The sequence below is a fragment of the Micromonospora sp. NPDC048894 genome (assembly GCF_040649765.1).
Lineage (GTDB): Bacteria > Actinomycetota > Actinomycetes > Mycobacteriales > Micromonosporaceae > Micromonospora > Micromonospora antibiotica.
Genome location: NZ_JBEZFY010000001.1, coordinates 484965 through 508917 on the forward strand (window position 1 = coordinate 484965; position 23953 = coordinate 508917).

Annotated in this window: 20 protein-coding genes and 1 pseudogene; 14 read left to right on the top strand and 7 right to left on the bottom strand. The window is 72.9% G+C overall.

The window, feature by feature from the left end:
* From nuoI to AB0C22_RS02325, 7 genes are all read left to right on the top strand, one after another.
* Window positions 1-639 carry an NADH-quinone oxidoreductase subunit NuoI gene (gene nuoI / locus AB0C22_RS02295; RefSeq protein WP_208565519.1) on the top strand — a complete coding sequence of 213 codons (639 nt, stop codon included), beginning with the start codon at window positions 1-3 and terminating at the stop codon, window positions 637-639.
* Window positions 636-1406, top strand: a complete 771-nt coding sequence (locus tag AB0C22_RS02300; protein ID WP_088646150.1) for an NADH-quinone oxidoreductase subunit J — start codon at window positions 636-638, stop codon at window positions 1404-1406. Before nuoI ends, AB0C22_RS02300 begins: the two co-directional genes overlap by 4 nt.
* Window positions 1407-1521: 115 nt before the next feature.
* Window positions 1522-1821 (top strand): NADH-quinone oxidoreductase subunit NuoK, encoded by a 300-nt coding sequence (nuoK, locus tag AB0C22_RS02305; protein ID WP_091244416.1) that lies wholly within the window; start codon window positions 1522-1524, stop codon window positions 1819-1821.
* A gap of 12 nt (window positions 1822-1833) precedes the next feature.
* Entirely contained in the window at window positions 1834-3795 is a 1962-nt protein-coding gene (gene nuoL / locus AB0C22_RS02310) for an NADH-quinone oxidoreductase subunit L (protein ID WP_357533007.1), read from the top strand.
* A 64-nt stretch (window positions 3796-3859) separates the two neighbouring features.
* Complete coding sequence (locus tag AB0C22_RS02315; RefSeq protein WP_208565521.1) at window positions 3860-5392, top strand: NADH-quinone oxidoreductase subunit M; 1533 nt, start codon at window positions 3860-3862, stop codon at window positions 5390-5392.
* Between the two features lie 64 nt (window positions 5393-5456).
* Window positions 5457-7010: an NADH-quinone oxidoreductase subunit NuoN gene (nuoN, locus tag AB0C22_RS02320; protein WP_208565522.1), complete on the top strand. Its 1554-nt coding sequence runs from the start codon at window positions 5457-5459 to the stop codon at window positions 7008-7010.
* 90 nt (window positions 7011-7100) lie between these two features.
* Window positions 7101-8183, top strand: coding sequence for a polyprenyl synthetase family protein (locus tag AB0C22_RS02325; protein WP_357533010.1), 1083 nt, complete (start codon window positions 7101-7103; stop codon window positions 8181-8183).
* A 124-nt stretch (window positions 8184-8307) separates the two neighbouring features.
* On the opposite strand, the gene AB0C22_RS02330 is transcribed toward AB0C22_RS02325, so the two are convergent.
* On the bottom strand, window positions 8308-9498 hold the full coding sequence (locus tag AB0C22_RS02330) for an MFS transporter (RefSeq protein WP_357533012.1): 1191 nt from the start codon (window positions 9496-9498) through the stop codon (window positions 8308-8310).
* Window positions 9499-9656: 158 nt separating this feature from the next.
* On the opposite strand from AB0C22_RS02330, the gene AB0C22_RS02335 reads away from it, so the two are divergent.
* Window positions 9657-10439 carry an IclR family transcriptional regulator C-terminal domain-containing protein gene (locus tag AB0C22_RS02335; RefSeq protein ID WP_208565525.1) on the top strand — a complete coding sequence of 261 codons (783 nt, stop codon included), beginning with the start codon at window positions 9657-9659 and terminating at the stop codon, window positions 10437-10439.
* Window positions 10440-10526: 87 nt separating this feature from the next.
* On the opposite strand, the gene AB0C22_RS02340 is transcribed toward AB0C22_RS02335, so the two are convergent.
* Window positions 10527-12653, bottom strand: coding sequence for a PhoX family phosphatase (locus AB0C22_RS02340; protein ID WP_208565526.1), 2127 nt, complete (start codon window positions 12651-12653; stop codon window positions 10527-10529).
* 215 nt (window positions 12654-12868) lie between these two features.
* Between AB0C22_RS02340 and AB0C22_RS02345 the strand changes: the two genes are divergently transcribed.
* On the top strand, window positions 12869-13384 hold the full coding sequence (locus AB0C22_RS02345; RefSeq protein WP_208565835.1) for a sigma-70 family RNA polymerase sigma factor: 516 nt from the start codon (window positions 12869-12871) through the stop codon (window positions 13382-13384).
* Window positions 13381-14082: a zf-HC2 domain-containing protein gene (locus AB0C22_RS02350; protein ID WP_357533014.1), complete on the top strand. Its 702-nt coding sequence runs from the start codon at window positions 13381-13383 to the stop codon at window positions 14080-14082. The genes AB0C22_RS02345 and AB0C22_RS02350 overlap by 4 nt, the downstream gene beginning before the upstream one ends.
* A 27-nt stretch (window positions 14083-14109) precedes the next feature.
* Here AB0C22_RS02350 and rarD read toward each other — a convergent pair whose 3' ends face one another.
* From rarD to eccE, 4 genes and pseudogenes are all read right to left on the bottom strand, one after another.
* Window positions 14110-15033, bottom strand: a complete 924-nt coding sequence (gene rarD, locus AB0C22_RS02355) for an EamA family transporter RarD (protein WP_357533016.1) — start codon at window positions 15031-15033, stop codon at window positions 14110-14112.
* Window positions 15030-15520, bottom strand: a pseudogene (locus tag AB0C22_RS02360) (GNAT family N-acetyltransferase). The gene rarD and the pseudogene AB0C22_RS02360 overlap by 4 nt, the downstream one beginning before the upstream one ends.
* A 151-nt stretch (window positions 15521-15671) precedes the next feature.
* Window positions 15672-16058, bottom strand: coding sequence for a phage holin family protein (locus AB0C22_RS02365; protein WP_208565530.1), 387 nt, complete (start codon window positions 16056-16058; stop codon window positions 15672-15674).
* Between the two features lie 54 nt (window positions 16059-16112).
* Complete coding sequence (gene eccE / locus AB0C22_RS02370) at window positions 16113-17837, bottom strand: type VII secretion protein EccE (protein WP_357533018.1); 1725 nt, start codon at window positions 17835-17837, stop codon at window positions 16113-16115.
* Between the two features lie 583 nt (window positions 17838-18420).
* On the opposite strand from eccE, the gene AB0C22_RS02375 reads away from it, so the two are divergent.
* Together AB0C22_RS02375 and AB0C22_RS02380 are read left to right on the top strand one after the other, a co-directional pair.
* Complete coding sequence (locus AB0C22_RS02375; protein ID WP_219465903.1) at window positions 18421-18738, top strand: WXG100 family type VII secretion target; 318 nt, start codon at window positions 18421-18423, stop codon at window positions 18736-18738.
* A gap of 24 nt (window positions 18739-18762) precedes the next feature.
* Entirely contained in the window at window positions 18763-19056 is a 294-nt protein-coding gene (locus AB0C22_RS02380; RefSeq protein ID WP_208565533.1) for a WXG100 family type VII secretion target, read from the top strand.
* Between the two features lie 105 nt (window positions 19057-19161).
* Here the strand turns inward: AB0C22_RS02380 and mycP are convergent, their stop codons facing one another.
* Window positions 19162-20382 carry a type VII secretion-associated serine protease mycosin gene (gene mycP / locus AB0C22_RS02385; RefSeq protein ID WP_357533020.1) on the bottom strand — a complete coding sequence of 407 codons (1221 nt, stop codon included), beginning with the start codon at window positions 20380-20382 and terminating at the stop codon, window positions 19162-19164.
* A gap of 153 nt (window positions 20383-20535) precedes the next feature.
* Between mycP and AB0C22_RS02390 the strand changes: the two genes are divergently transcribed.
* On the top strand, window positions 20536-23496 hold the full coding sequence (locus tag AB0C22_RS02390) for an SseB family protein (protein WP_357533022.1): 2961 nt from the start codon (window positions 20536-20538) through the stop codon (window positions 23494-23496).
* Window positions 23493-23858 carry a hypothetical protein gene (locus AB0C22_RS02395; protein ID WP_208565535.1) on the top strand — a complete coding sequence of 122 codons (366 nt, stop codon included), beginning with the start codon at window positions 23493-23495 and terminating at the stop codon, window positions 23856-23858. Before AB0C22_RS02390 ends, AB0C22_RS02395 begins: the two co-directional genes overlap by 4 nt.
* Window positions 23859-23953: the final 95 nt, after the last annotated feature.

A 23953-nucleotide genomic window follows, 5' to 3' on the forward strand; every position in this document is an offset into this window, starting at 1 on the left:
GTGGGCGCGATCACCGGAACGTTCAAGGGCTTCGGTGTCACCTTCTCGCACATGTTCAGGAAGGTCGTCACCACCGACTACCCGTTCAAGCCGCCGGTCTCGGCGCCGCGCTACCACGGGCGGCACATCCTCAACCGGCACCCGGACGGCCTGGAGAAGTGCATCGGCTGCGAGCTGTGCGCCTGGGCCTGCCCGGCGGACGCGATCTTCGTCGAGGGTGGCGACAACACCGACGAGCAGCGCTTCTCGCCGGGCGAGCGGTACGCCAGCGTCTACCAGATCAACTACGCCCGGTGCATCTTCTGCGGGCTCTGCATCGAGGCCTGCCCGACCCGTTCGCTGACCATGAGCAACGAGTACGAGCTGGCCCGGGACAACCGGCAGGACCTCATCTTCACCAAGGAGCAGTTGCTCGCTCCGCTGCTCGAAGGCATGGAGCAGCCGCCGCACCCGATGCGGCTCGGTGACAGCGAGAAGGACTACTACGTCGGCGCGCTGACCAACCCGGGCACCTCGGCCGGTGCCGAGCAGTCCCCGATGGGGCCCGGCCGCTACCAGGTCGAGGAGCATCCCGGGGTGACCTTCCCGGGTGCCGAGCAGGCGGCCCAGCGGGCGGCGGGCAAGGGAGCCGGAGCATGAACACGTCCACGGTGCTCGCCGCGGCGGGCCAGGTGTCCGGGGGTGAGGAGGTCACCTTCTGGATCCTCGCCCCGTTGGCGCTGATCGGCGCGATCGGCATGGTCTGGGCGCGCAACGCCGTGCACTCGGCGCTGTTCCTGGTGCTCACCATGCTCTGCCTGGGCGTGTTCTACGTGCTCCAGGCCGGGCCGTTCATCGGCATGGTGCAGATCATCGTCTACACCGGCGCGATCATGATGCTGTTCCTGTTCGTGCTGATGCTGGTCGGCCGGGACGCCTCCGACTCGCTGATCGAGACGCTGCGCGGCCAGCGGGTCGCCGCGGTGGTGCTCGGGCTCGGCTTCGCCGGGCTGGTCGGTACCGGCCTCTACCGGGCGCTGAACGGGGTCACCGCCGTCGGCCTGGACCAGGCCAACGCGGAGGGCAACGTGCAGGGCATCGCCCGGCTGCTGTTCACCAAGTACGTCCTGGCCTTCGAGCTGACCTCCGCGCTGCTGATCACGGCGGCGATCGGCGCGATGGTGCTGGCGCACATCGAGCGGCGCAAGGAAGACAAGATGGACCAGGTCGCCACGATGAAGGCCCGGTTCCGCCCCGGCAACTACCCCGGCCCGAAGCCCGGTCCGGGCGTCTTCGCCACCTCCTCCTCGGTGGCCACCCCGGCCCGGCTGCCCGACGGCCGGCTGACCGACCGCAGCACCCCGGCGATCCTGCCGCAGCGGGAGCTGACCGCCGAGGAAACCACCCTGAAGGGGACGGAACGGTGAGCGCGAGGAGTGCAGCGAAGCGGAGCCCCGCAGTCGCGAACAGCGGCGTGGCTTCGGTGAGCGCGAGGAGTGCAGCGAAGCGGAGCCCCGCAGTCGCGAACGAAAGGCCGGTCCGGTGAGCCCTGACTACTACCTGATCCTGGCGGCGGTGCTGTTCACCATCGGCGCGGTCGGCGTGCTGGTGCGGCGCAACGCGATCGTGCTGTTCATGTGCGTGGAGCTGATGCTCAACGCGGCCAACCTGACGCTGGTCACCTTCAGCCGGATCAACGGTGACCTCAACGGACAGATCATGGCGTTCTTCGTGATGGTGGTGGCGGCGGCCGAGGTCGTGGTCGGGCTCGCGATCATCATGTCGATCTTCCGGACCCGGCGCTCCGCGAGCGTCGACGACGCCAACCTGCTGAAGTACTAAAGGGGCCCTGCGGTGGATGAGATTCTGACGTACGCCCAGGCGGCAGAGCCAGCGGGTGCCGTCACCTACGCGGCGGCTGACGGCCTGCTGAGCAGCGTCTGGCTGTTGGTGGCGATCCCGCTGGCCAGCGCGGCGATCCTGCTGCTGCTCGGCCGGCGGGCCGACCGCTGGGGGCACTGGCTGGGCGTGGCCGCGATCGGTGCCGCGTTCGTGCTGGGGCTCACCTCGTTCTTCCAGCTGCGCGGGCTGGAGAACAAGTCCGTCGAGCTGAGCCTCTGGGACTTCATCACGGTCGGCAACCTGCGGGTCGACTTCGGTCTGCTCTTCGACCCGCTCGCCGCCGTCTTCGTCCTGCTGATCACCGGGGTGGGTTTCCTGATCCACCTCTACGCGGTCGAGTACATGGCGCACGACGAGGGCCGGCGACGGTTCTTCGCGTACTTCAACCTGTTCGTCGCCGCGATGCTGCTGCTGGTGCTCGGCAACAACTACGTGATGCTCTACTTCGGCTGGGAGGGCGTCGGCCTGGCGTCGTACCTGCTGATCTCCTTCTGGTACGGCCGGCCGAGCGCGGCCACCGCCGGCAAGAAGGCGTTCCTGATGAACCGGGTCGGCGACGCCGGCCTGGCGATCGGCATCTTCATCCTGTTCGCCACCCTCGGCACCACCCAGTACGACGAGGTCTTCTCCTCCGTCGGCGGGCTGGCCGGCGGCACGGTGCTGGTGCTGGGCCTGCTGCTGCTGCTCGGCGCGGCCGGCAAGTCCGGTCAGTTCCCGCTCCAGGCGTGGCTGCCGGACGCGATGGAGGGCCCGACCCCGGTGTCGGCGCTCATCCACGCGGCCACCATGGTCACCGCAGGTGTCTACCTGATCGCCCGGTCCAACCCGATCTTCTCGGCCAACGAGACGCTGCAACTCGTGGTGGTCAGCGTCGGCGCGCTGACCCTGCTGATGGGCTGCATCATCGGCGCGGCCAAGGACGACATCAAGCGGGTGCTGGCCTGGTCGACCGTCAGCCAGATCGGTTACATGTTCCTCGGTGTCGGTCTCGGCGGTGCGGCGTACGCGCTGGCCATCGTGCACCTGCTCGCGCACGGCTTCTTCAAGGCGAACATGTTCCTCGGTGCCGGCTCGGTCATGCACGGCATGAACGACCAGGTGGACATCCGCCGCTTCGGCGGGCTGTCGAAGTACATGAAGATCACCTGGATCACCTTCATGATGGGCTGGCTCGCCATCATCGGCATGTTCCCGTTCTCGGGCTTCTTCTCCAAGGAGCCGATCATCGTGGCGGCGTTCGAGCGGGAGGGCTGGACGGCCTGGCTGTTCGGCGGGGCGGCGCTGCTCGGCGCGGGGCTGACCGCCTTCTACATGACCCGGTTGTTCGTCCTCACCTTCCACGGCCCGAAGCGGTGGACCGAGGACATCGAGCACCCGCACGAGTCGCCGAAGCTGATGACCATCCCGCTGATCCTGCTGGCGGTCGGTTCGGTCGGTGCCGGTTTCCTGCTCGCCACCTCGGTGCCGGACTGGCTGACCGCCACCGCCGGGCTGGGCGGCGAGCACGCCGAGCACGCGGCGGTGCTGCCGCACTGGCTGCTGACCGCGCTGTCGCTGGTGGTGACGGTGCTCGGTGCCGGGCTGGCCTGGGCGCTGTTCCGCAACGGCACGGCCACCGCGCCGCAGCCGGCCGGGGTGCTGGTCACCGCCGCCCGGCGCAACCTCTACACGGACGCCTTCAACGAGGTGGTCTTCGAGAAGCCGGGCATCTTCCTCACCCGGGCGCTGGTCTTCCTCGACAACCGGGGCATCGACGGGCTGGTCAACGGCCTCGCCGCCGGGGTCGGGGGCGGTTCGGGTCGGCTCCGGCGCTGGCAGACCGGCTTCGTCCGGTCGTACGCCACCTCGATCCTGACCGGCGCGCTGCTCGTGGTGGCGGCGTTCCTGGCGGTGCAGGCGGGGTGGCTGGCGTGATCGACCTCAATGCGACAGCCCCCGCCGGCGGGCCCCGCATCCACGACGGAGGTAAGGCCGCATAATGTCCAACTTCCCGTTCCTCTCGGTGCTGACCGTGGCACCGCTGGTCGGCGCCCTGGTCGTGGCCTTCCTGCCGCGTCGCCGGCCCGACCTGGCCAAGCAGGTCGCGTTCGGCTGGTCGCTGCTGGTGCTGGCGCTGTCGGTGGTGATGTGGGTTTCGTTCCAGGCCGACGGTGACCGGCTCCAGTTCCGCGAGTCGTACCCGTGGATCCCCACCTGGGACGTCAACTTCACCTTCGCCGTCGACGGCATCGCACTGGTCATGCTGATGCTGATCGCGGTGCTGGTGCCGCTGGTGATCCTGGCGTCCTGGCACGACGCCGACGCGTCGAAGCGGTCGGTGCCGGCCTACTTCGCCCTGCTGCTCGTCCTCGAATCCACGATGATCGGCGTCTTCGCCGCCGCCGACGTCTTCCTGTTCTACGTGTTCTTCGAGGTCATGCTGGTGCCGATGTACTTCCTGATCGGCAGCTACGGCGGCCACCAGCGGCAGTACGCGGCGGTGAAGTTCTTCCTCTACTCGCTGGTCGGCGGGCTGTTCATGCTGGCCGCGGTGATCGGCCTGTGGGTGGTCGGCGGCAAGACCTTCGACTGGCAGACGCTGACCCAGGTGGACATCTCCACCGGCACGGAGCGCTGGCTGTTCCTCGGCTTCTTCCTCGCCTTCGCGATCAAGGCGCCGTTCTTCCCGTTCCACACCTGGCTGCCGGACGCCGGTCGGGCCGCCCCGGCGGGTGCCGCCGCGCTGCTGGTCGGCGTGCTGGACAAGGTCGGTACGTTCGGCATCCTGCGGTACTGCCTGCCGTTGTTCCCGGAGGCGTCGAAGTGGTTCGCCCCGTGGGCGCTGGCGCTGGGGCTGATCGGCATCCTCTACGCCGCGCTGCTCGCCGTCGGCCAGTCCGACCTGAAGCGGCTGGTGTCGTACACCTCGATCGCGCACTTCGGGTTCATCGGGGTCGGCATCTTCGCCTTCACCACGCAGGCGGGCACCGGCGCGGTGCTCTACATGCTCAACCACGGGCTCGCCACCGGCCTGCTGTTCCTGGTCGTCGGGATGCTCATCGCCCGCCGGGGCTCGTCGCTGATCTCCGACTTCGGTGGGGCGGGCAAGCTGGTGCCGCTGCTGGCCGGGGTGCTCTTCTTCGCCGGTCTGGCGTCGCTGGCACTGCCCGGCACCGCGCCGTTCGTCTCCGAGTTCCTGGTGCTGATCGGCACCTTCACGGTGAACAAGCCGGTCGCGGTGATCGCCACCCTGGGCATCATCCTGGCGGCGGCGTACGTGCTGTGGATGGTGCAGCGCACCACCCAGGGCACGCTCAACCCGGAGCTGACCGAGGTCAAGGCGATGCACCGCGACCTCACCCTGCGCGAGAAGGCAGTGGTCGCCCCGCTGATCGCCCTGATCCTGCTGCTCGGCTTCTATCCCAAGCCGGTCACCGATGTGATCAACCCCGCCGTCCAGGCGACCATGCAGGACGTCGGCAAGACCGATCCCGCCCCTGAGGTCGGCAGCGTCCAGGAGGCTGCGCAGTGAGCGCGAGGAGCGAACGAGCGCAGCGAGTGAGCCCCGCAGTCGCGATCGAAAGGCGGCATCCGCAGTGACCGAACTCAAGTTGCCGTCGATCGACTATCCGTCGATCGCCCCGATCCTGATCATGCTGGGGGTGGCCCTGCTGGGTGTCCTGGTGGAGGCGTTCGTACCGCGTCCCCGCCGGCACCTGGTGCAGCTGACGCTGTCCCTGGTGGCGGTGCTCGCCGCGCTGGTGATGGTGGTGCTCAACGCCGACGCCCGGCTGGTCACGGCGGGTGGGGCGCTGGCCGTGGACGGTCCCGCCCTGTTCCTGCAGGGCACCATCCTGGTGCTCGCCGCGATGTCGCTGCTGCTGATCGGCGAGCGGTCGGTGGAGCGCGGTGGCGCGTTCGTCGCCCAGGCGGCGGTGACCGCCGAGTCGGCCGACGACCGGAAGCAGGCCGAGGGGCGCAACGGGGCCACCGAGGTGTACCCGCTGACCAGCTTCGCGATCGGCGGCATGCTGATCTTCGTGGCGGCGAACGACCTGCTGACCATGTTCATCGCGCTGGAGGTCTTCTCCCTGCCGCTCTACCTGCTCTGCGCGCTGGCCCGTCGCCGGCGGCTGCTGAGCCAGGAAGCGGCGATGAAGTACTTCCTGCTCGGCGCGTACGCCTCGGCGTTCTTCCTGTTCGGGGTGGCCCTGGTGTACGGCTTCACCGCCGGCATCCCGGGCCGCTCGGCCGGCGTCGACTTCGCCACCGTGCACGCCGCGGTGAACGAGTCCCCGGCCAGCGAGGTGCTGCTCTTCGCCGGGATGGCGCTGATCGCCATCGGCCTGCTGTTCAAGGCTGCCGCCGCCCCGTTCCACGTCTGGACCCCGGACGTCTACCAGGGTGCGCCGACCCCGGTCACCGGCTTCATGGCGGCCTGCACGAAGGTGGCCGCGTTCGGGGCCCTGCTGCGGGTATTCCACGTGGCGTTCGATCAGACCGCCTGGGACTTCACCCCCGTCCTCGGGGTGGTGGCGGTGCTCACCATGCTGGTCGGCGCGGTGCTGGCGGTCACCCAGACCGACATCAAGCGGCTGCTGGCGTACTCGTCGATCGCCAACGCCGGTTACCTGCTGGTCGGGGTCCTCGCCCCGACCGGGGCGGGCGTCTCCGGCACGATGTTCTACCTGGCCGCGTACGGCTTCTCGGTGCTCGCCGCGTTCGCCGTGGTGACCCTGGTCCGGGACGCCGACGGGGAGGCCACCCACCTGTCCCGCTGGGCCGGGCTGGGCCGCCGCTCGCCGTTCTATGCCGGGGTCTTCACCTTCATCCTGCTGGCCTTCGCCGGTATCCCGTTGACCAGCGGCTTCATGAGCAAGTTCGCGGTCTTCGGCCCGGCTCTGGAGAGCGGGCACGCCTGGCTGGTGGTGGCCGGTGTGCTGACCAGCATGGTGCTGGCCTTCCCGTACCTGCGGGTGGTGGTGATGATGTGGCTGTCGGAGCCGGGCGAGAGCACCCCGACCGTTGCGGTGCCGGGCGGGCTGACCGCCACCGCGCTGATGATCGGGGTGGCTGCCACGCTGATCCTCGGCGTGCTGCCGGCACCCCTGCTCGACCTGGCGACGGACGCCGCAGCATTCGTCAGGTGACCTGTTCCCCGTGGCCGTGGGGCCGGTGCGCTCAGGCGTGCCGGCCCCACGGCCGTATCCCCCGTCCGGAGCAGGTCGAACGGGTGTGGCATGGTTGATGGTGTGGTGATTCCGGCGGGGGAGCGTTCAGGCGGCGTCGGCTCCGGCGGTCGTCGGGGACGGGCGGGCACGGGTCAGGTCGGCGCGCTCGGCGTGCACCTCGCCGATCCACGGGTCGAGGCGTCCGTGCTGGGCCTGCTCGACGACGTCGAGGTCGAGCTGCGGGCCAGCGTGGCCAGCGCCGATCCACTCGTCACCGAGGCGGCCCGGCACCTGGTCGAGGCGGGCGGCAAGCGGTTCCGTCCGTTGCTGGTGGCCCTGGGTGCGCAGTTCGGTGACCCGGCGGGCCCGCAGGTGGTGCCGGCGGCCGTGGTGATGGAGCTCACCCACCTGGCCACCCTCTACCACGACGACGTGATGGACGAGGCCGCCGTGCGGCGGGGTGCCCCGAGCGCCAACTCCCGCTGGACCAACTCGGTGGCCATCCTGGTCGGCGACTACCTCTTCGCGCGGGCCGCGGACATCGCCGCCGACCTGGGTCCGACGGCGGTCCGCCTCCAGGCCCGCACCTTCGCCCGGCTGGTGCACGGCCAGATCGCCGAGACCGTCGGTCCCCGCACGCAGGACCCGGTCGACCACTACCTGCGGGTGATCGCCGACAAGACAGGGTCGCTGATCGCCACCTCGGCCCGGTTCGGCGGGATGTTCGGCGGGGCGTCCGAGGAGCACACCGAGGCCCTCGCCGGCTACGGGGAGACCATCGGGGTGGCCTTCCAGCTCTCCGACGACCTGCTCGACATCGCCTCCGAGTCGACCCAGTCGGGTAAGACACCCGGCACCGACCTGCGCGAGGGGGTGCCGACCCTGCCGGTGCTCTACGCGCTGGCCGGCGACGACTCCGACGCGGCCTCGGTGCGGCTGCGGGAGATCCTGTCCACCGGCCCGCTCGTCGACGACGCGCTGCACGCCGAGGCGCTCGGCCTGCTGCGGGAGTCCCCCGCGCTCAAGCGGGCCCGGGAGACCGTCCGCAGCTACGCCGAGGACGCCCGTGCGCAGTTGGCCCCGCTGCCGCAGATCCCGGCCCGGCGGGCGCTCGAATCCCTCTGCGACTACATCGCCGACCGCACCAGCTGACCTGCGCCGCTCGACGACCGGCGGCCCGACCGGGTGCCGTCAGCCGTCCCCGTTCGTCACCAGCTGACCTGCGCCGCTCGATGACCGGCCGGCCCGACCGGGTGCCGTCAGCCGTCCCCGTTCGTCAGCCGGCGGCGGAGCGCCGCAGCAGCCGGCTGCCGGTGAGCATGAGCACGGCGGCGAGGAGCATGGCGATCGCGGCGGCCAGCCACATCACCGGGTAGCCGCGGGTGCCGGCGAGCGCCCCGAGCCCGAGCGGGCCGAGGCAGCCGCCGGCGTACACGCCGGTCTGGGTGATCGAGGTGGCGGCGGCCGGGGCCTGCGGGTGCAGCCGGACCACCGCGAAGTTCATCAGGCCGGGCCAGGCCCAGCCCAGCCCGAAGCCGAGGACCACCCCGGCGGTGAGTGGCACCGGACCGGCCACGGCCAGCAGCCCCAACCCGACCGCCCCGACCACCAGCATCGCGGCGATCAGCGCGACGTGACCGGTGTCCCGCCGGTCGGCCAGCCAGCCGACGCCGATCCGGGCGGCCACGCAGACCGCGCCCCCGAGGGTGAGCACCAGCCCGGCCGGGCCGGGGGCGAGCCCCCGGTGCACCGACGAGTCCACCACGAAGGTGCCCAGCGCGCCCGCCGCGCCCGCCGCGAGGGTCGCCGCCACCCCGACCACCACCAGCGCCGTGGTGGCCCCGCCGCCGCGTTCCGCCGCACGCTCCCGCGCCGGTCCGGCCACCTGCGGGGGTACGGCCGGCAGTGCGGCCAGCGCGGTTGCGGCGGCGGCCACGAACGCCCAGCGCCAGCCGGCGGTGAGGGCGATCGCCGGCACCGCCGCCCCGGCCAGCAGCGTGGAGGCGGGAACGGCGGCCTGCTTCACCCCGAACGACAGGCCCTGCCGCCGGGCGGGTACGTGCCGGGCCAGCGCCGCGTTGCTGGCCAGCTGGCCCAACGCGTTGGCGGTGGCGCTCAGCGCGAGCAGCCCCACCAGCACCGGGTACGACCGGGCCAGCCCGGCGATGGCGAGCAGGCAACCGGCGGCGAGACCGATGGCGACCCGGGCCACCACGGCGGGGCCGACCCGTTCCACCAGCCGGCCGGAGGGCATCGAGGCGAGCGCGCTGACGCCGAAGTAGATCGACACGGCCAGTCCCAGCCCGGCGGGGGAGAAGCCGAGGTCGTCCCCCATCTGCACGGCGAGCCCGCCGACCAGGAAGACCGGCAGGACGCTGGCGACGGTGGTCGCGACCGCTGCGACGCCGGCCCGTACGGGGCGTACGGTGGGCCGGCTCGGCGGGGGGCTGAGCGCGGTGTCGGTCATCGTGGGCTCAACCTACGCGAGTCGAGTTCCTGACAACCGTCGGCGTGTCGCCGGGTGACCCGCCGTATACCGCCTGATCTGGCATCCACCACCCGAACGGGCGTTCCGTCTCGGCCCGGTATTTCATATGGTGTAAGTCCCCGGCTGCGGAGGTGGTTGTGCGTGACCCCCTGGCGGAACCTTCGGACCTGATCCGGAGCGTTTCCCGCGCGCTACGCGTGCTCGAGTCGGTCGGTCGTGCCCCGAAAGGGCTGACCGTCAAGCAGATCGCCCGGCGGTGCGAGCTGACCGTCGCCACCACCTACCACCTGGTCCGCACCCTGGCCTACGAGGGTTACGTGATCCGTCGGGAGGACGGCACCTACATCGTCGGCCTGGAGATCGCCGACCGGTACCGCGAGCTGGTCACCGCGTTCCGGGGGCCGGCCGCCGTCGGGGAGTCGCTGCGGCGGGCCGCCATCGACACCGGGTGGAGCCACTACCTGGGCCGGTTCGTCGGCGGTCAGGTGGCGGTCACCGCCGTCGCCGAGGGAGCCCGCTCGCCCTACCTGGAGGACATGGTCCCCGGCTTCGACGAGGGTGCACACGCCACCGCCCTGGGCAAGGCGCTGCTGGCCACCCTCACCACCGAACAGCGCCTGCGCTACCTGCGCGAGTACGGCATGCGGCCGTTCACCACCGCCACCCTGACCACCCCGGAGGCGTTCGAGGCGGACCTGGCCGCCGGCGACCGGCGCGGGATGCAGTTGGAGCTGGGGCAGTTCCGGCAGGGGGTGGCCTGTGCCGCCGTGCTGGTCACCCCGGACAAGGACATGGAACGGCGGGTGGTGCTGGCCTGCGCGCTGCCGGCCAGCGAGATGATGACCTCGGCCCGGGTGGTACGGGCCAAGCTGCTCACCGCCGCCCGCGCCGTCGCCGACGGCATCGCCGCCGACGCCTGACCCGTCACGGGCGAGGGCCCCCTCCCGGACCGAAGCGGGAGAGGGCCCTCGTGGCCGGTCCGGCGGTGGACCGACCCGGGGAGCGCGTCAGCTGCCGATCGGGCCGCCGTCGAGCCGCCAGGTGACCACCACGCCCGGCTTGGCGTAGTCGCCGTCCGGCCAGGTCGACGCCGGCTTCTCCACCGACGCGCCGGTGATCTCGCCGGGGTGCTGCACGGCCACGAACACCGACCGGTTGTCGCCGGTGATGAACGGCCCGCAGGTCTCCGCGCCCAGCGGCACGGTCAGGAACTGCTTCAGGTGCCCCCGCTCCGGCCCCTCGACGGCGGTGGCGAAGAGGCCGTCGTTGCTGCCCAACGCGTTGCCGTCGGTCGAGATCCACAGGTTGCCGGTGGCGTCGAAGGCGACGTTGTCCGGGCAGGAGATCGGCGACACCTTGGTCTTGTCGTACCCGGCGAAGTAGGTCGACGGGTCGGTCGGGTCACCGGCGACGATCGGCAGCGACCAGGCGAAGGACTCCGCCGTGTTGTCGCCCCGGTCCTCGACCAGCTCCAGGATCTGCCCGTGCTTGTTGAGGTTGCGCGGGTTGATCTCGTCGGCCGCCGGCTTACCGGCCTTGCCCCGGTCGGTGTTGTTGGTCAGCGCCACGTACACCTTGCCGGTGAGCAGACTCGGCTCGACGTCCTCCGGGCGGTCCATCTTGGTCGCGCCGACCTTGTCCCCGGCGAGCCGGGTGAAGGTGAGCACGTCGGCGGCGGTCATCCCGTCGACGAAACTGCGGTTGCCGCTGACCAGCTTGATCCACCGTCCGGTGCCGTTGAACGCGCCGTCGGCGGGCAGCTTGCCCGTGCCGTCGATCTCGGCGGCGCTGGTCTGGGCGAACTGCGCCACGTAGAGGGTGCCCGACTCGAGCAGGGTCAGGTTGTTCTTGCGGGCCACCCAGGAGTCACCAGGCATGAACTTCTTGTCGGAGACGAACTTGTAGAGGTAGTCGAAGCGCTCGTCGTCGCCCATGTACGCGACCACCCGCTTGTCGCGGGCCACGATCACGTTGGCGCCCTCGTGCTTGAACCGGCCCAGCGCGGTGTGCTTGCGCGGACGGCTCTCCGGGTCGAACGGGTCGATCTCGACGATCCACCCGAACCGGTGCGCCTCGTTGGGGTGCTTGGCCAGGTCGAACCGTTCGTCGGCCCGCTCCCACTTGCGGCTGCCGCTGGGGTAACGGGCGGCGGTGGTGATGCCGTACCTGTCGAACCTGGGCTTCAACTCGGCCGGCGCGGCGTCGGCGCCGACGAAGTACTGGTTGAAGTTCTCCTCGCCGGACAGCACCGTCCCCCACGGGGTGACCCCACCGGCGCAGTTGTTCAGCGTGCCGACCACCGTGCGGCCCTTCGGGTCGGCGGCGGTGCGCAGCCAGGCCGAACCGGCGGCCGGGCCGGTCAGCTCGAACTTCGTGGCCAGCGCGGTGACCCGCCGGTTGTACGGCCGGCGGCCCTGGCCCACCGGCCGCCACTGCCCGGTGCCGTCCACCCGCTCCAGTTCCACCACGGACATGCCGTGCGCGGCCATCGCGGTGCGCAGCTGCTCGACGGTGAGGTTGTCCAGGCCGGTGAAGCCGGGGAACATCAGATCCTCGTTGGTGTACTCGTGGTTGACCACGAGCAGCGCCCGCTTGCCCCGCCGGTCCAGCGGCAGCACCCCGACGAAGTCGTTGTTGTAGCCGAACTGCTTGGCCTGGGCGGCGGCGGTCTGCCCGTGCAGGTCGAACCGGGGCGCACCGGGCAGCACCGGGTCACCCCAGCGGATGACCACGTGGTGGTCGTACCCGTTGGGGACGACCAGGGTGTCGAGCTGGTTCGGCGGGATCGGCTTGAAGGTCAGCGCCCCGCTGCCGACACCTCGCTGCGGGGCGGTCGGGTCGCCGACCTCCGGCACCACCGGGGTGGCCGGCGCGGCGGCGGCGGGGACGGCCCCGGCCAGCGCGCCGGTGGCGGCACCGCCGAAGCCGAGCACCAGCGCGCCCACCGCACCCGCCCGGACGACGCCCCGACGGGACACCTCGCCCTCGACGAGGTCGCCGAAGTAGGTGTTGTCGGACGTGTTGGGCACCGGGTGGTCGCAGGCGTTGCCGCAGCGGTACAGACAGGTCATCGCATCGCGGCTGCCGTGCCGGGTGGCACCGAGCAGCGGGAGCAGCCGGGGACGGTCGCTCATGGGAAGGAGCCTCCTGGAGACAGGTCGGTGGCACGCCGTTTTCACCTGCTCGACGTGCGTACCGGGCGGACGCTGCCAGGACGGGGTGAGCGGCCACCGGACGCGGTGTGAACCGGATGTGAACAGCAGTGGCCGGTGAACCGATCAGCGTCACGGCGCGTAGTAACGGGCGGACACATTCGCCGGACTCGTCGCGCGGGAAGCGAGGGATCACCATCAGCGACCACGACGCCCAACTGCTGCGCGCGCTGCACGACGAGCACGCCGAGGCGCTCTACGCGCACGCGTTGCGGTTGGTCAACGGGGACCGCACCCGGGCCGAGGACCTGGTGCAGGAGACCCTGCTGCGCGCCTGGCGTCACCCGGAGTCACTGGACCCGCGACGCGGCTCGGTCCGGGCCTGGCTCTTCACGACCGCCCGGAACCTGGCGATCGACGCCTGGCGGCGGCGGTCGACCCGGGTCGGCGAGGTGTTCACCGACGACCTGCCCGAGCAGCCGGAGACGATTGACGAAGCGGAACGCGCGGTGGAGGCCTGGACCATCGCCGAGGCGCTGAGCCGACTGAGCCCCACCCACCGGGAGGTGCTGGTCGAGTGCTTCTACCAGGGCCGCTCAGTGTCCGAGGCGGCGGCCCGGCTGGGGGTGCCACCGGGGACGGTCAAGTCCCGCACCCACTACGCGCTGCGTTCACTGCGGCTGGCCCTGGCCGAGATGGGGGTGACCGGATGACCCGCTGCGAGTTCGCACACGACGACGGCGCGTACGTGCTGGGTGCCCTCGCCCCCGCCGACCGGGCCGCCTACGAGCGGCACCTGTCCGGCTGTGCGGCGTGCCGGGAGGCGGTGGCCGAGGTCGCGGTGCTGCCGGGCCTGCTGGGCCGGCTCGACCCGACCACGCTGGAGGAGTTCCTCCCCCCGCCGCCGGAGATCAGCCGGGTGCCCGACCTGATCGCTGTGGCCCGGGACCGCCGCCGCCGCGAGCGGACCCGCAACCGCCGACGGTACGCGCTGACCGCGCTCGTCGCCGCCGCGTTCGCCCTGGTGCTGGGCTTCGGCGGGGCCGCCGCCCTGCGCCCGGCCGGCCCGCCCGCGCCGACCACCCAGGCGGTGCGGATGGTGTCCATGGCACCGGTGTCGCCGAAGACCCCGGCGTTGCACGCGGAGATCGGGCTGAGCGGCACCAAGTGGGGCACCGAGGTCATCATGCACTGCGGGTACGACGCGACGGCCGGCTACGGCAAGGCGAACACGTTCCGACTGGTGGCGCGCGGCCCCGACGACGCGACGGAACAGATCGCCTCCTGGCTGGCCGCCCCCGGCGACGACGTGAACCTGCGTGGCGCGACCCGGTTCACCGACGCCGACCTGGTCCGTCTCGAACTCCTGCGCGCCGACGGGACCCTCGTCCTCAGCTACGACGTCCGCTGACCCCCGGGGAGCGTCGGGTCGGGTGGCTCAGTGGGCGGCGGCCGGGAGCGGCGCGGCGGCGCGGGCGGCGGCCCGGTTGCGCCGGCCGTGCCGCACCGCGTCCAGGGTGAAGATCAGCAGGGCCAGCCAGACCAGGGCGAAGCCGGCCAGCCGGGCCGGGGGCATCGGCTCGTGGAAGATCAGCACGCCGCAGCCGAGCTGGAGGATCGGGGCCACGTACTGGAGCATGCCGAGCGCGGTCAGCGGCAACCGGTTGGCCGCGCCCGCGAAGAGCAGCAGCGGGATGGCGGTCGCCGCCCCGGCCGCCACCAGCAGCGCGGTGTGCCCGGCCGAGACCTGCCCGAACGTCGAGCCGCCCCGGCTCGCCAGCCAACCCAGGTAGCCCAGGGCGGGCAGCGCCAGCACCGCCGACTCGACGAACAGCCCCTCCGCCGCCGGCAGCCCGAGCCGCTTCTTGGCCAACCCGTACCCGGCGAAGCTGACCGCCAGGGTCAGCGCCAGGTAGGGCAGCCGACCGTAGTCGACGGTGAGCACCGCGACGGCCGCCGCCCCCACCCCGAGCGCCACCCACTGCGCCGGGCGCAGCCGCTCCCGCAGCACGAACACCCCGAGCAGCACCGACACCAGCGGGTTGATGAAGTAGCCGAGCGCGGTCTCCACCACCCGGTCGGAGTTCACCCCGTAGATGTAGGTGCCCCAGTTCACCGCGATCAGGGCCGCCGCGACGACGATCCCGGCCAGCGTCCGGGGGCGGCGGGCCAGCGAGCGCAGGAAACCGATGTTGCGCAGGGCGGCGAGCAGCAGCGCGACGAACAGCACCGACCAGATGATCCGGTGGGCGAGGATCTCCACCGGCCCGGCCGGGCGCAAAAGCTTGAGGTAGATCGGGAAGAAACCCCAGATCAGGTACGCGCCAAAGCCGTAGAGATAGCCGAGCCGCAACGGAGTCACGGTCCCACCGTAAGGGGTGGGACCGGCTCGGGTTCGTTGCCGGTGAGCGGGGTCACCGCCCGTTCACCCACGCCATCCACTGCTGCGGTGGCGCGGGCGTGAAGCCCACCTTCGCGTACACCCCGTGGGCGTCGAGGGTCGTCAGGGCGATCCGGCGTACGCCGAACCCGGCGAGGTGGTCGCGGACCGCGCCGGCCAGCCAGGTGCCCAACCCGCGACCCCGCGCCTCGGGGGCGACGTAGACGTCGCAGAGCCAACCGAAGGTCGCCCGGTCGGTGACCACCCGCCCGACAGCCACCTGCGCGCCGTCCTCCGGGCGGTAGACGCCGTACGGGATCGACCCGGCGAAGGCCCGTTCCGTCGTTTCCCGACTACGGCCGAGCGCCCAGTAGGCGTCGGTGGAGAGCCAGTGGTGCACCCGGTCCCGGTCGATCCGCTCCGGGTCGGTGCTGAGCTGGTAGCCGTCAGGGCGGGTCAGCGAGAACACGTCGTCACGCTAACCCCATCCGGGGCCCGTCCCGCCAGCCAATTTCCGTCAGGTGGCCGCAGCTGGCCGGCCCGGCCACCGCCGTGCCGGCTGGCATCCTGCCGGCCACCGCCGTGCCGGCTGGCATCGGGCGCGGTGGCCGGCAGGCGGGTCAGTCGCGGTCGAGGATGGCGCCCAGGATCCAGGTCACGATGCCGACGAGCAGCGCGCCCAGCACCGCCTCCGGCCAGAACCCGTCCACGTGGAAGGGTAGGTTCGCCTGGTCGGCGATCCAGCTGGTGAGCAGGAACAGCAGACCGTTGACGACCAGTGCGATCAGGCCGAGGGTGAGCAGGTAGAAACCACAGCCGACGGTCTTGATGATCGGCTGGAGCACCGCGTTGACCACGCCGAAGATCACCGAGACGAGCACCAGGGTGACGATCGCCTCGCCGGCCGAACCGGTGTCGAGCGTGATGCCCGGGATGAACAACGTCGCCAGCCAGAAGGCCACCACCGTGGAGCCCAGCCGGATCAGAAGGCCCTTCAGAAAATCCATGGCCGGGATCGTGCCACGCCTGGTCCACCTGGGGAAACCGCCGTGGCTTTCCGGTCAGCGCCGGCCGGGGCGACCGACCAGCTGCGACTCGATCGCGGTGGGCGAAAGCAGTGCCCACCGCAACGCCCGCCGGTTGACCACCGCCACCATGTCGTCCCGGATCCGGGTCAGCCACTCCGCCGAGCCGCCCAACCCCAGCGCGGTGCCCGCCAGGGCGGCCTCCGCCGGGTCGAGGGGTTGCAGCACCGCCAGGTCGGCCCGACCCAGGGTGTCGACGTCCAGCGGGGTCAGCTCGTCCCGGACCACCAGGGTGGACACCCAGGCCGCCCCGGGTGGCGGCTCGGCCATGGTGCCCGCGTCGACCACCACCAGCAGCGGTCGCAGTGGCGAACCGGTGGCACCCGGTGGCCGCCCGGTCGGGACCACCACGACCCCGCCCTGCTGCCCGCCGACCCCCCGCACGAACGGCTCCCAGGAGCGCGGCCGGCCGGTCTGCACCAGCACCCCCGCGCCCAGCGCCAACGACCGCAGCACCAGCAGTTGGGCTGCGGCCAGCCCACCGACCAGCACCAGCCGGGTGCCCTCGGCGCGGAACAGCCGGACGGTCACCGCACCACCGTGCCGGTTGGCCCCCACCATCAGCCCGGCCCCACCCAGGGTCAGTTCCGGTGGCTCCACCTGCGGTGCGGTCCCCTTCGCCAGCACCGGCACCGCCAACGGCAGTGTGGCGGCCAGGCCGGGGAGCTGCCCGCCGTCGAGCCGGCGCAGCTCACCACCGGCGTCGGCGGCGAGCCGGCACAACCCTTCGGCGGCGAGCGCCAACCCGGCCGGCGTCGGGGCGGCCAGTCGTACCGTCAACTCGGCCGGTGGGGGTGCGGTGTCGCCGCCGGACTGCGGACCGGCACAGAGCGACACGCTGGTGGCGGTCGCCGGCAGCGCCAGCAGCCGGGCCACCAACCGGCGACCCGGATCGACCCGGGCGTCCGGCCAGCGGTCCCACCGGAAGGTGGCCTGGTGCAGGCCGCCGGTGCGCACCGTCGACCAGGTCTCCCGCACGGGCTGACCGGCTTCGTGGTGGGCGAGTTCACCCAGCACCCGCAGCGCCGCGTGCTCACCGAGCGGTCGGGCCGGCACCGGCCCGACCCGGCGGCCGATCCGGCGTACCGTACCGGCCAGCGCCCGGCGCAGGTCGCTGTCGGACCAGCCGGGCGCACGCAGCACCCGGACCGCGAGCAGGGCATGTTCCTGCCCCGGCAGCCGCCCCTCGGTCAGCTGCCGGTAGGACGTGCCCGCCGCGCCACCGGCCACCCCCGCCGCCGGGGCGGGCACGGCGTGCAGCAGCACCTGCACCCGCACGGGCGGTTGCGCCGTCCCGGCCGGCGGCAGCAGCGTGCCGGGGGCCGGCAGCGGGTGGGGCCGGTCGCCGAGCAGGTCACCCGGGTCGCCCAGGTCGAGCAGGACGGTCAGCCCGGTGCCGTCGTCGATCACCCCGGCCGGCCCGTCGGCCAGCTCCACCGGGCCCAGCACGGCGCCGGGGAGCACCAGGTCCAGCAGGGCCGCCGGGGCGGCGTCGCGGGGTAGCCCGCGCCGTCGGGTGAGGTAACCGGTGGCGGTGCCCCACCAGGCGAAGAGCCACCGCCCACGCCACCGCCCCCAGGCGAGGCCGGCCAGGACGACCGCCCCGACCGCGGCGAGTACGGCCAGCCCCGCGCCGCGACCGTACGCGGCCAGCGGCAATGCGAGCGCCACCTGCGTGGCGACCACCTGGCCGGCACGCACGGCGGAGCCCGTGCGGGCTCGGGGCGTGCCCCCGAGGCTCCGCGGCGGCTGACGCCGGGCCGGACGATCGGTCGTGCCCGCCGACACCGCGCCTCCTCCGTCACGCTCTCCGCCCACCCCGGGACGTGGTGGTCGATCTGCTGCTGTGTCGTGGCCGATCCCGGCGCGGCCGGTGTCGGCGTCGTCGTGGTGCGGGCACCTCGTGCTGCGGGTGGGCCCCGGTGCGGGTGGGCCCGTGGTGATGTGCGTGCGGCTCGTGGTGTGCCGGTGACCGACCCGGGTGGGGTCGGGTGTCCGGGTGGATCGCCCCCACCGGTGGGGGTGGGTCCGACCACATCGGACCGCAACGCGACGGAGGCGTCACCCATGGTAGTGGCCCGGGCGGTCCGATGGGGACCCCGGCCGTCGCGCGTGCGGAGGTTGTCCACAGGGGATAGCGGCGGGGTAGCACAACCGGGATGGTGCGACTACCGTCAGCGACGAGTTTCGCCGACATCATCCCGCCAGGCCCACTGCCGGCGGGCCGCCGTCCCCCATGGAGGGCGTGGATCGGCTCCGACCGAAGAGACGAGGTGACGTCCGGATGGCCCAGACCCAGGCAGAGGCTGCGGTGATGCAGCGCACCGCTGCGAAGTTCGAGCAGGTCGACCAGTCGTTGCAGGCCATGCTGACCGGCCTGATGACCGAGCTGGAGGTGTTGCAGCAGGCCTGGCGGGGTGCCGGTGGGCGCTCGTTCGCACAGGTCAAACAGCAGTGGGGAAAAGACCAGGCCGCGCTGCACCAGGCGCTGCGGGAGACCGCGACGGCCATCCGCACCGCCGGCCGGCACTACGACGTCTCGGACACCGAGGCCGCCAGCCGGGTCGCCGGCACCAATCGCGGCATCCAACTGCCACTCTGAACCATCCCGGGGAGGGACCATCCGATGGACCACGGTGTGCTGGTCGTCAACTTCGCCGCCTTGCACCAGGCCGGCGCGGACATCCAGAAGGCGTTGAACACCCTCGACGCGCAGCTCGGTCAACTGGAGCGGGATGCCGCCCCGCTGATCGCCGGCTGGGACGGTGAGGCCCGGCAGGCGTACGAGCAACGGCAGGCGCGGTGGCGGTCCGCCTCGCAGGACCTCCAGGCCATGCTGCGCGACATCAAGCTCGCGGTGGACGACTCCGCCGCCGACTACCTCAACACCGAGAAGCGCAACGTCGGCCTGTTCCAGTGAGCCGCCCGTGCTGGCGGCAGCGTCCGACGACCCACCGGTCGGGCGCTGCCGCCAGGCGGACCCGGTCGGGTGTCGTCGTCGGGCGGACCCGGTCGGGTGTCGTCGTCAGGCGGACCGGGCCGGGTGCCAGCGTCGGCGGACGCCCCGGGGGAGCACCACCGCCAGCAGCACCGCCACCGCGAGCACCCCGCCGGTGACCGTGGCGACCAGCAGTGCCCGGTCCCGGGCCGCCGCCCGGCGGTGCTGCCGGGCCAGCAGCGCCGGGTCGGCCCGCTCCGCCGGCAGCGCCAGCGTCGACCGGGCGGCCGGCCCGGGACCGGTGCCGGTCTCCACGACCGCCCGGTACGGGTTGAGCACGCCGGCCCCGTAGCCACCCCGCCGCCCGCCCGGCGCCGGATCGGTGGTGCCCACGATCCGGCGCGTCACCTCGGCGGCGCTGAGTTCCGGCCGGTACTGCCGCAGCAGCGCCGCGGTGGCCGCCACGAACGGGGCGGCGTAACTGGTCCCCTCGGCACGCTGATGGCCCTGCCCCGGCGCGGCCATCAACACCTCACTGCCCGGGGCGACCAGGTCGACGTACGTCCCGACCTGCGAGAACGGGGTGCGGATGCCCGCCGGGGTGATCGCACCGACACCGAGCACCCCGTCGTACGCGGCGGGGTAGGGCAGCGGGTCGCCACCGTCGTGCAGGTTGCCGGCGGCGGCCACCACGACCACGTCGCGCCGGACCGCGTAGTCGATGGCGTCCCGCACGGCCGGGTTGTCGGCGTACAGGACGACGGAGAGGTTGAGCACGTCGGCGTCGTGGTCCACCGCCCAGCGGACGGCCCGGGCGAAGTCGGCGGCGCTGACCGTACGCCCCGACTCGCGCCCCTCGACGACCTGCTGTTCGCTCACCCGTACCGGCAGGATGCGGGACCCGGGTGCGAGCCCGCGGAAGGCCACCCCTGCCCCCTCCCCGGCGGCGATGATGCTGGCTACTCCGGTGCCGTGACCGGCGCAGTCGCGGGTGCCGTCGCCGCCCGGGTCGAGGAAGTCCGCGCCGTCGAGCACCCGGCCCCGCAACTGGGGGTGCCGCCGGTCGACACCCGAGTCGATCACCGCGACGGTGACGCCGGTGCCGGTGGCGAGCGGGGCGATCCGCTCCGGGGCGTACCGTCGCTGGGGCCAGGGGAGGGCGGCGACCGGCCTGGCCGGCGCGGGCGCGGTGGCGCAGGCCGGGGCGGCGTGGGCCGGGGTGACCGACGACACGGTGACCGCCGGCAGCGCGGCGAGCAGGGCCGCCGCCAGAATGGTGGGCGCTTGTCGGCTGCCGGGTCGGGGCATCGACCGCCTCCGTATCGTGTCGACTCCGTAACGCGATGTTAGTGCCTGGTCAGCTGCCAGGTCGGCCGGCCGGTGACCGACTTATTGTGATCTTGTTTTCACCTTGTAGGTTGTACGCGACGCCTGTGGCCTGATCCGGGAGGAGAGGTGGCCGTGACCGACTGGGAGCCGGCTACCGAGGCCGAGACGGCGATGCGTGACGCGCTGCGCGCCAGCGACCAGGAACGCTACTTCCGGATTCTGGCTGGTACGGACCTTTTCCTTCCGGTCTCCGGCCAGGCTCTCGCCGGGGCGACGCCGATGGGTTGGGGCACCTGGACCACCGGTGGCCGGACCCACGTGTTGGCCTTCACCTCGGCCGCCGCCATGCACGCCTGCCTCGGCGCCTCCGCCGGTCCGTGCCGGCGCAGCCGCTACGCCGACCTGGCCGTCGAGTGGCCCAACCACGAGTGGTGGCTGGCGGTGAATCCCGGGCTGCCGATCGAGGGCTACCTGCCTGCGTGGTTCGTGTCCCAGCTCTCCCGGGGCGACGTGCGGTTGCCCGGTCGCGCCCCGGGCGTGCGGTCCCGCCAGGAGCCCGACCGGACGCCGGGTTGGCTCCCGGCCGACGGGACGTCCGACGTCGAACCGACCGCCGACCTCTCCGCCGGCCCCGCCGGCTGGGCCCCGCCCCGCCCGGTCCCCTCAGCAGCCTCGGTACCACCCGCCGGTGGTGCCGTCCGCCCGGCGGAGGGTGCGTCGCTGACCGACGAGCGGGGTCATCCGGTCGCCGCGCCCGGTGGCCCACGCGACGTCGCTGCCGGGTCGCCCGATCACGGCCGGTCCGCCGGCCCGGCGTCCCCCGACCCCGCTCCGGCACCCGGCCAGCACAACGGCGGCTGGTCCACGGTCCCCCGCCGCCGCCTCCTGGGCGAGGAGGCCGCCGGTCCGACCAACGGGCGTACGTCGTTCTTCGAACCGTCCGCCGCCCGGGGCGCCTCCCGGTCACCACGGGACAACCCGCTGCGTTCCGGCGACCGGGCGACGCCACCGGCCCGGCCCGGCATGGGTGGTCAGCCCTTCCCCCGGCGTCGTCCGGCGCCCGCCCAACCGGTCGAGGACGAAACCACCCGGGCGTTCCAGGTCGGCCCGCCCGGCCCGCCGCCCCGCCCCGCTCCGGGCAACGGGCCGGCGGCTGCCGGCCGTCAACCCGACCCGCTGGCCGAGGAGCCGACCCGGGCCTTCCGGGTGGGGCCGCCTGCCGCAGAGGCGACCCAGGCCCTGCCCCGCCGGCAGCCGGCCCCGGACGCGTCGGCGGGCATCCGGCAGCCGCCACCGGAAGGCCCGTCCGGCGGCAGGGCCGACATGTTCGCCAGCGCGAACGGCATGCCCAGCGCGAACGGCATGCCCGGCGCGAACGGCATGCCCGGTCCGGTGCCGGACGAGGCGGAGGAGGTGCCGTCCTCCGCCGCCGAACCGGTCTCCGGGCCGCCGGCGTCGCGCCGGGGGTTCACGCCCATCGTCATAGAGGGGGTGATCCTGGAGTCCCGCGACCTGCCCGTCGCCCCCGCTCCGGCCGCTGCCCCGACCCCACCGGTCGTCCCGACGCCAGCTCCCGCGCCACCGGTCGTGCCCGCGCCAGCTCCCGCGCCGCCGGTGGTCCCGACGCCAGCTCCCGCGCCGCCGGTCGTGCCCGCGCCAGCTTCCGCGCCGCCGGTGGTCCCGGTGGCGGCTCCCGCGTCGCCGGTGGTCCCTGAGCCGCCGGTGGTCCCGGTGGCGGATGGGGGCGGCCCGGTCGCCGAGGACACGGTCAACCTCAACGGGAACGCCGGGCCGCCCGCGCCACCCGTTCAGCCCTCCGCCGCCGGGCCGACCTCCCCGACGTCAGTCGCCGGGTCGACCTCCCCGACGCCCGCCTCGGGTGCGGCCACCCGGCCCGCCGCCGACGACCTGTGGACTCCGGCCTCCGAACGGGCCGCGAAGGCGGTTCCATCGCAGGTGGCGGCGGGGCCCGCTGCCGGCCCGGTGGCTCCGCCGGCCGCTGCGCCCACCGCGCCGGTCGCTGCGGCGGTGGACCCGGGTCCGGTCACCGCCGCGTCGGCCGGGTTCGCCACGACGCCCCCGCCCGTCGCCGCCCCGACAGCCCCGCCCGTCGCCGCCGTCGACGAGTCGTTCCTGCCCGCCAACGAGGTCGAGGAGAACCTGCTGGACGCCGCCGGTGCCGGCAGCACCGACGGTTTCCTCTCCACCCTGCTGCTGGCCCGGGTGCTGCTGCCGGTCAATCCCGATTCGGTGACCGGCAGCCGGCCCGGCGAGCCCGGCTTCGCGTGGCGCACCGGCACCACGGACGGCGAGACGTTCGTGGTGGTCTACACCTCACCGGAACGGCTGGCCGAGCACGACGTACCACCGGTCGAGACGATCGAGGTGCGCTTCGTGCAGTTGATCCGGTGTTGGCCGGACCCGGGTTGGGCGTTCGCCGTCAACCCCGGCACCCCGGTCGGGGCCAAGCTCCCCGGCGAGCAGATCGTCGCCCTGGCCAGCTGGGCGGCCGAGGTCGGGCTGGGTGACGAGGCGGACCTGGAGCCGGTGGCCGCCGCCGAGGCGCCGGCCGAACGCACCCGGTACGCCCCGCCGGCCACCGATCCGTCCCGCCCGGTGGTGATGCAGAAGGCGATCGCCCCGAGCCAGCTCGCCTACTACCTGGAACGCGGCTACGACCGGGTCTCCGGTTTCGTGCACCGGGCCGGTGAACTGGCCCACCTGACCACCCCGGCGGAACTGCACGACGCCCTGGGACTGGGCTACCCGGGCTCCCCCTTCGCCCGCGACGCCGAGGCGGCCTACGTGCTGCGCTGGCCGGCGTACCGGCCGAGCCTCTACCGCATCCCGTACGGCGGGCAGAACGAGGCGGCGATGCGGGCCATGGAGGGCTGGGTCATCGAACGCGCGCCGTTCCGGGGCAACGGATTCGCCCCGGGGGAGAGCAGCGACGTGGTGGCCGAGTTCAAGGTGGACAGTGCCCGGCTGCCGCACGGGGCGCAGCTCTGGCGGATCGGCGCGGAGGGCACCGAACGGGTCATCGCCATCCTGGACACCGACGCGCTGGTCTGGCGACGGGTGGGGCAGTCGTGATGCGCGACGGCTACGTGGCCCGCTGGCAGGGCCGGGAATACCAGGTCAGCCCGGACGGCGACCATGTGCGGATCTACCAGCCGGAGCCCGCGGACGGCTTCGAGGAGGTACGCCCCGGCCGGTACGTGCGGGTAGTCCCGGCCGGTGAGGTCGAGAAGTTGGCGTACGTGCGGACCACCTGCACCTGGCAGGGGCAACCGTTCATCGTGCTCGGTGAGCACGACGGCTGGCTGCGGGTCGAGTACACCGGTGGTCGTTGGCCGGTGGCGCAGGCGATGGGGCTGGAGGTCTTCGACTTCGGTGTCTACCAGGGTTGGGCACCGGCCGCCGAGGTCGTCGACCTGCGCGAACAGCGGGTCTGACCCTCGGCCCACGGTCGTCGGACCAGCCGGCAGCGGACCAGCCGGCAGCGGACCAGCCGGCAGTGGATCCGTCGACACCGCGCTCGTGACCGTCG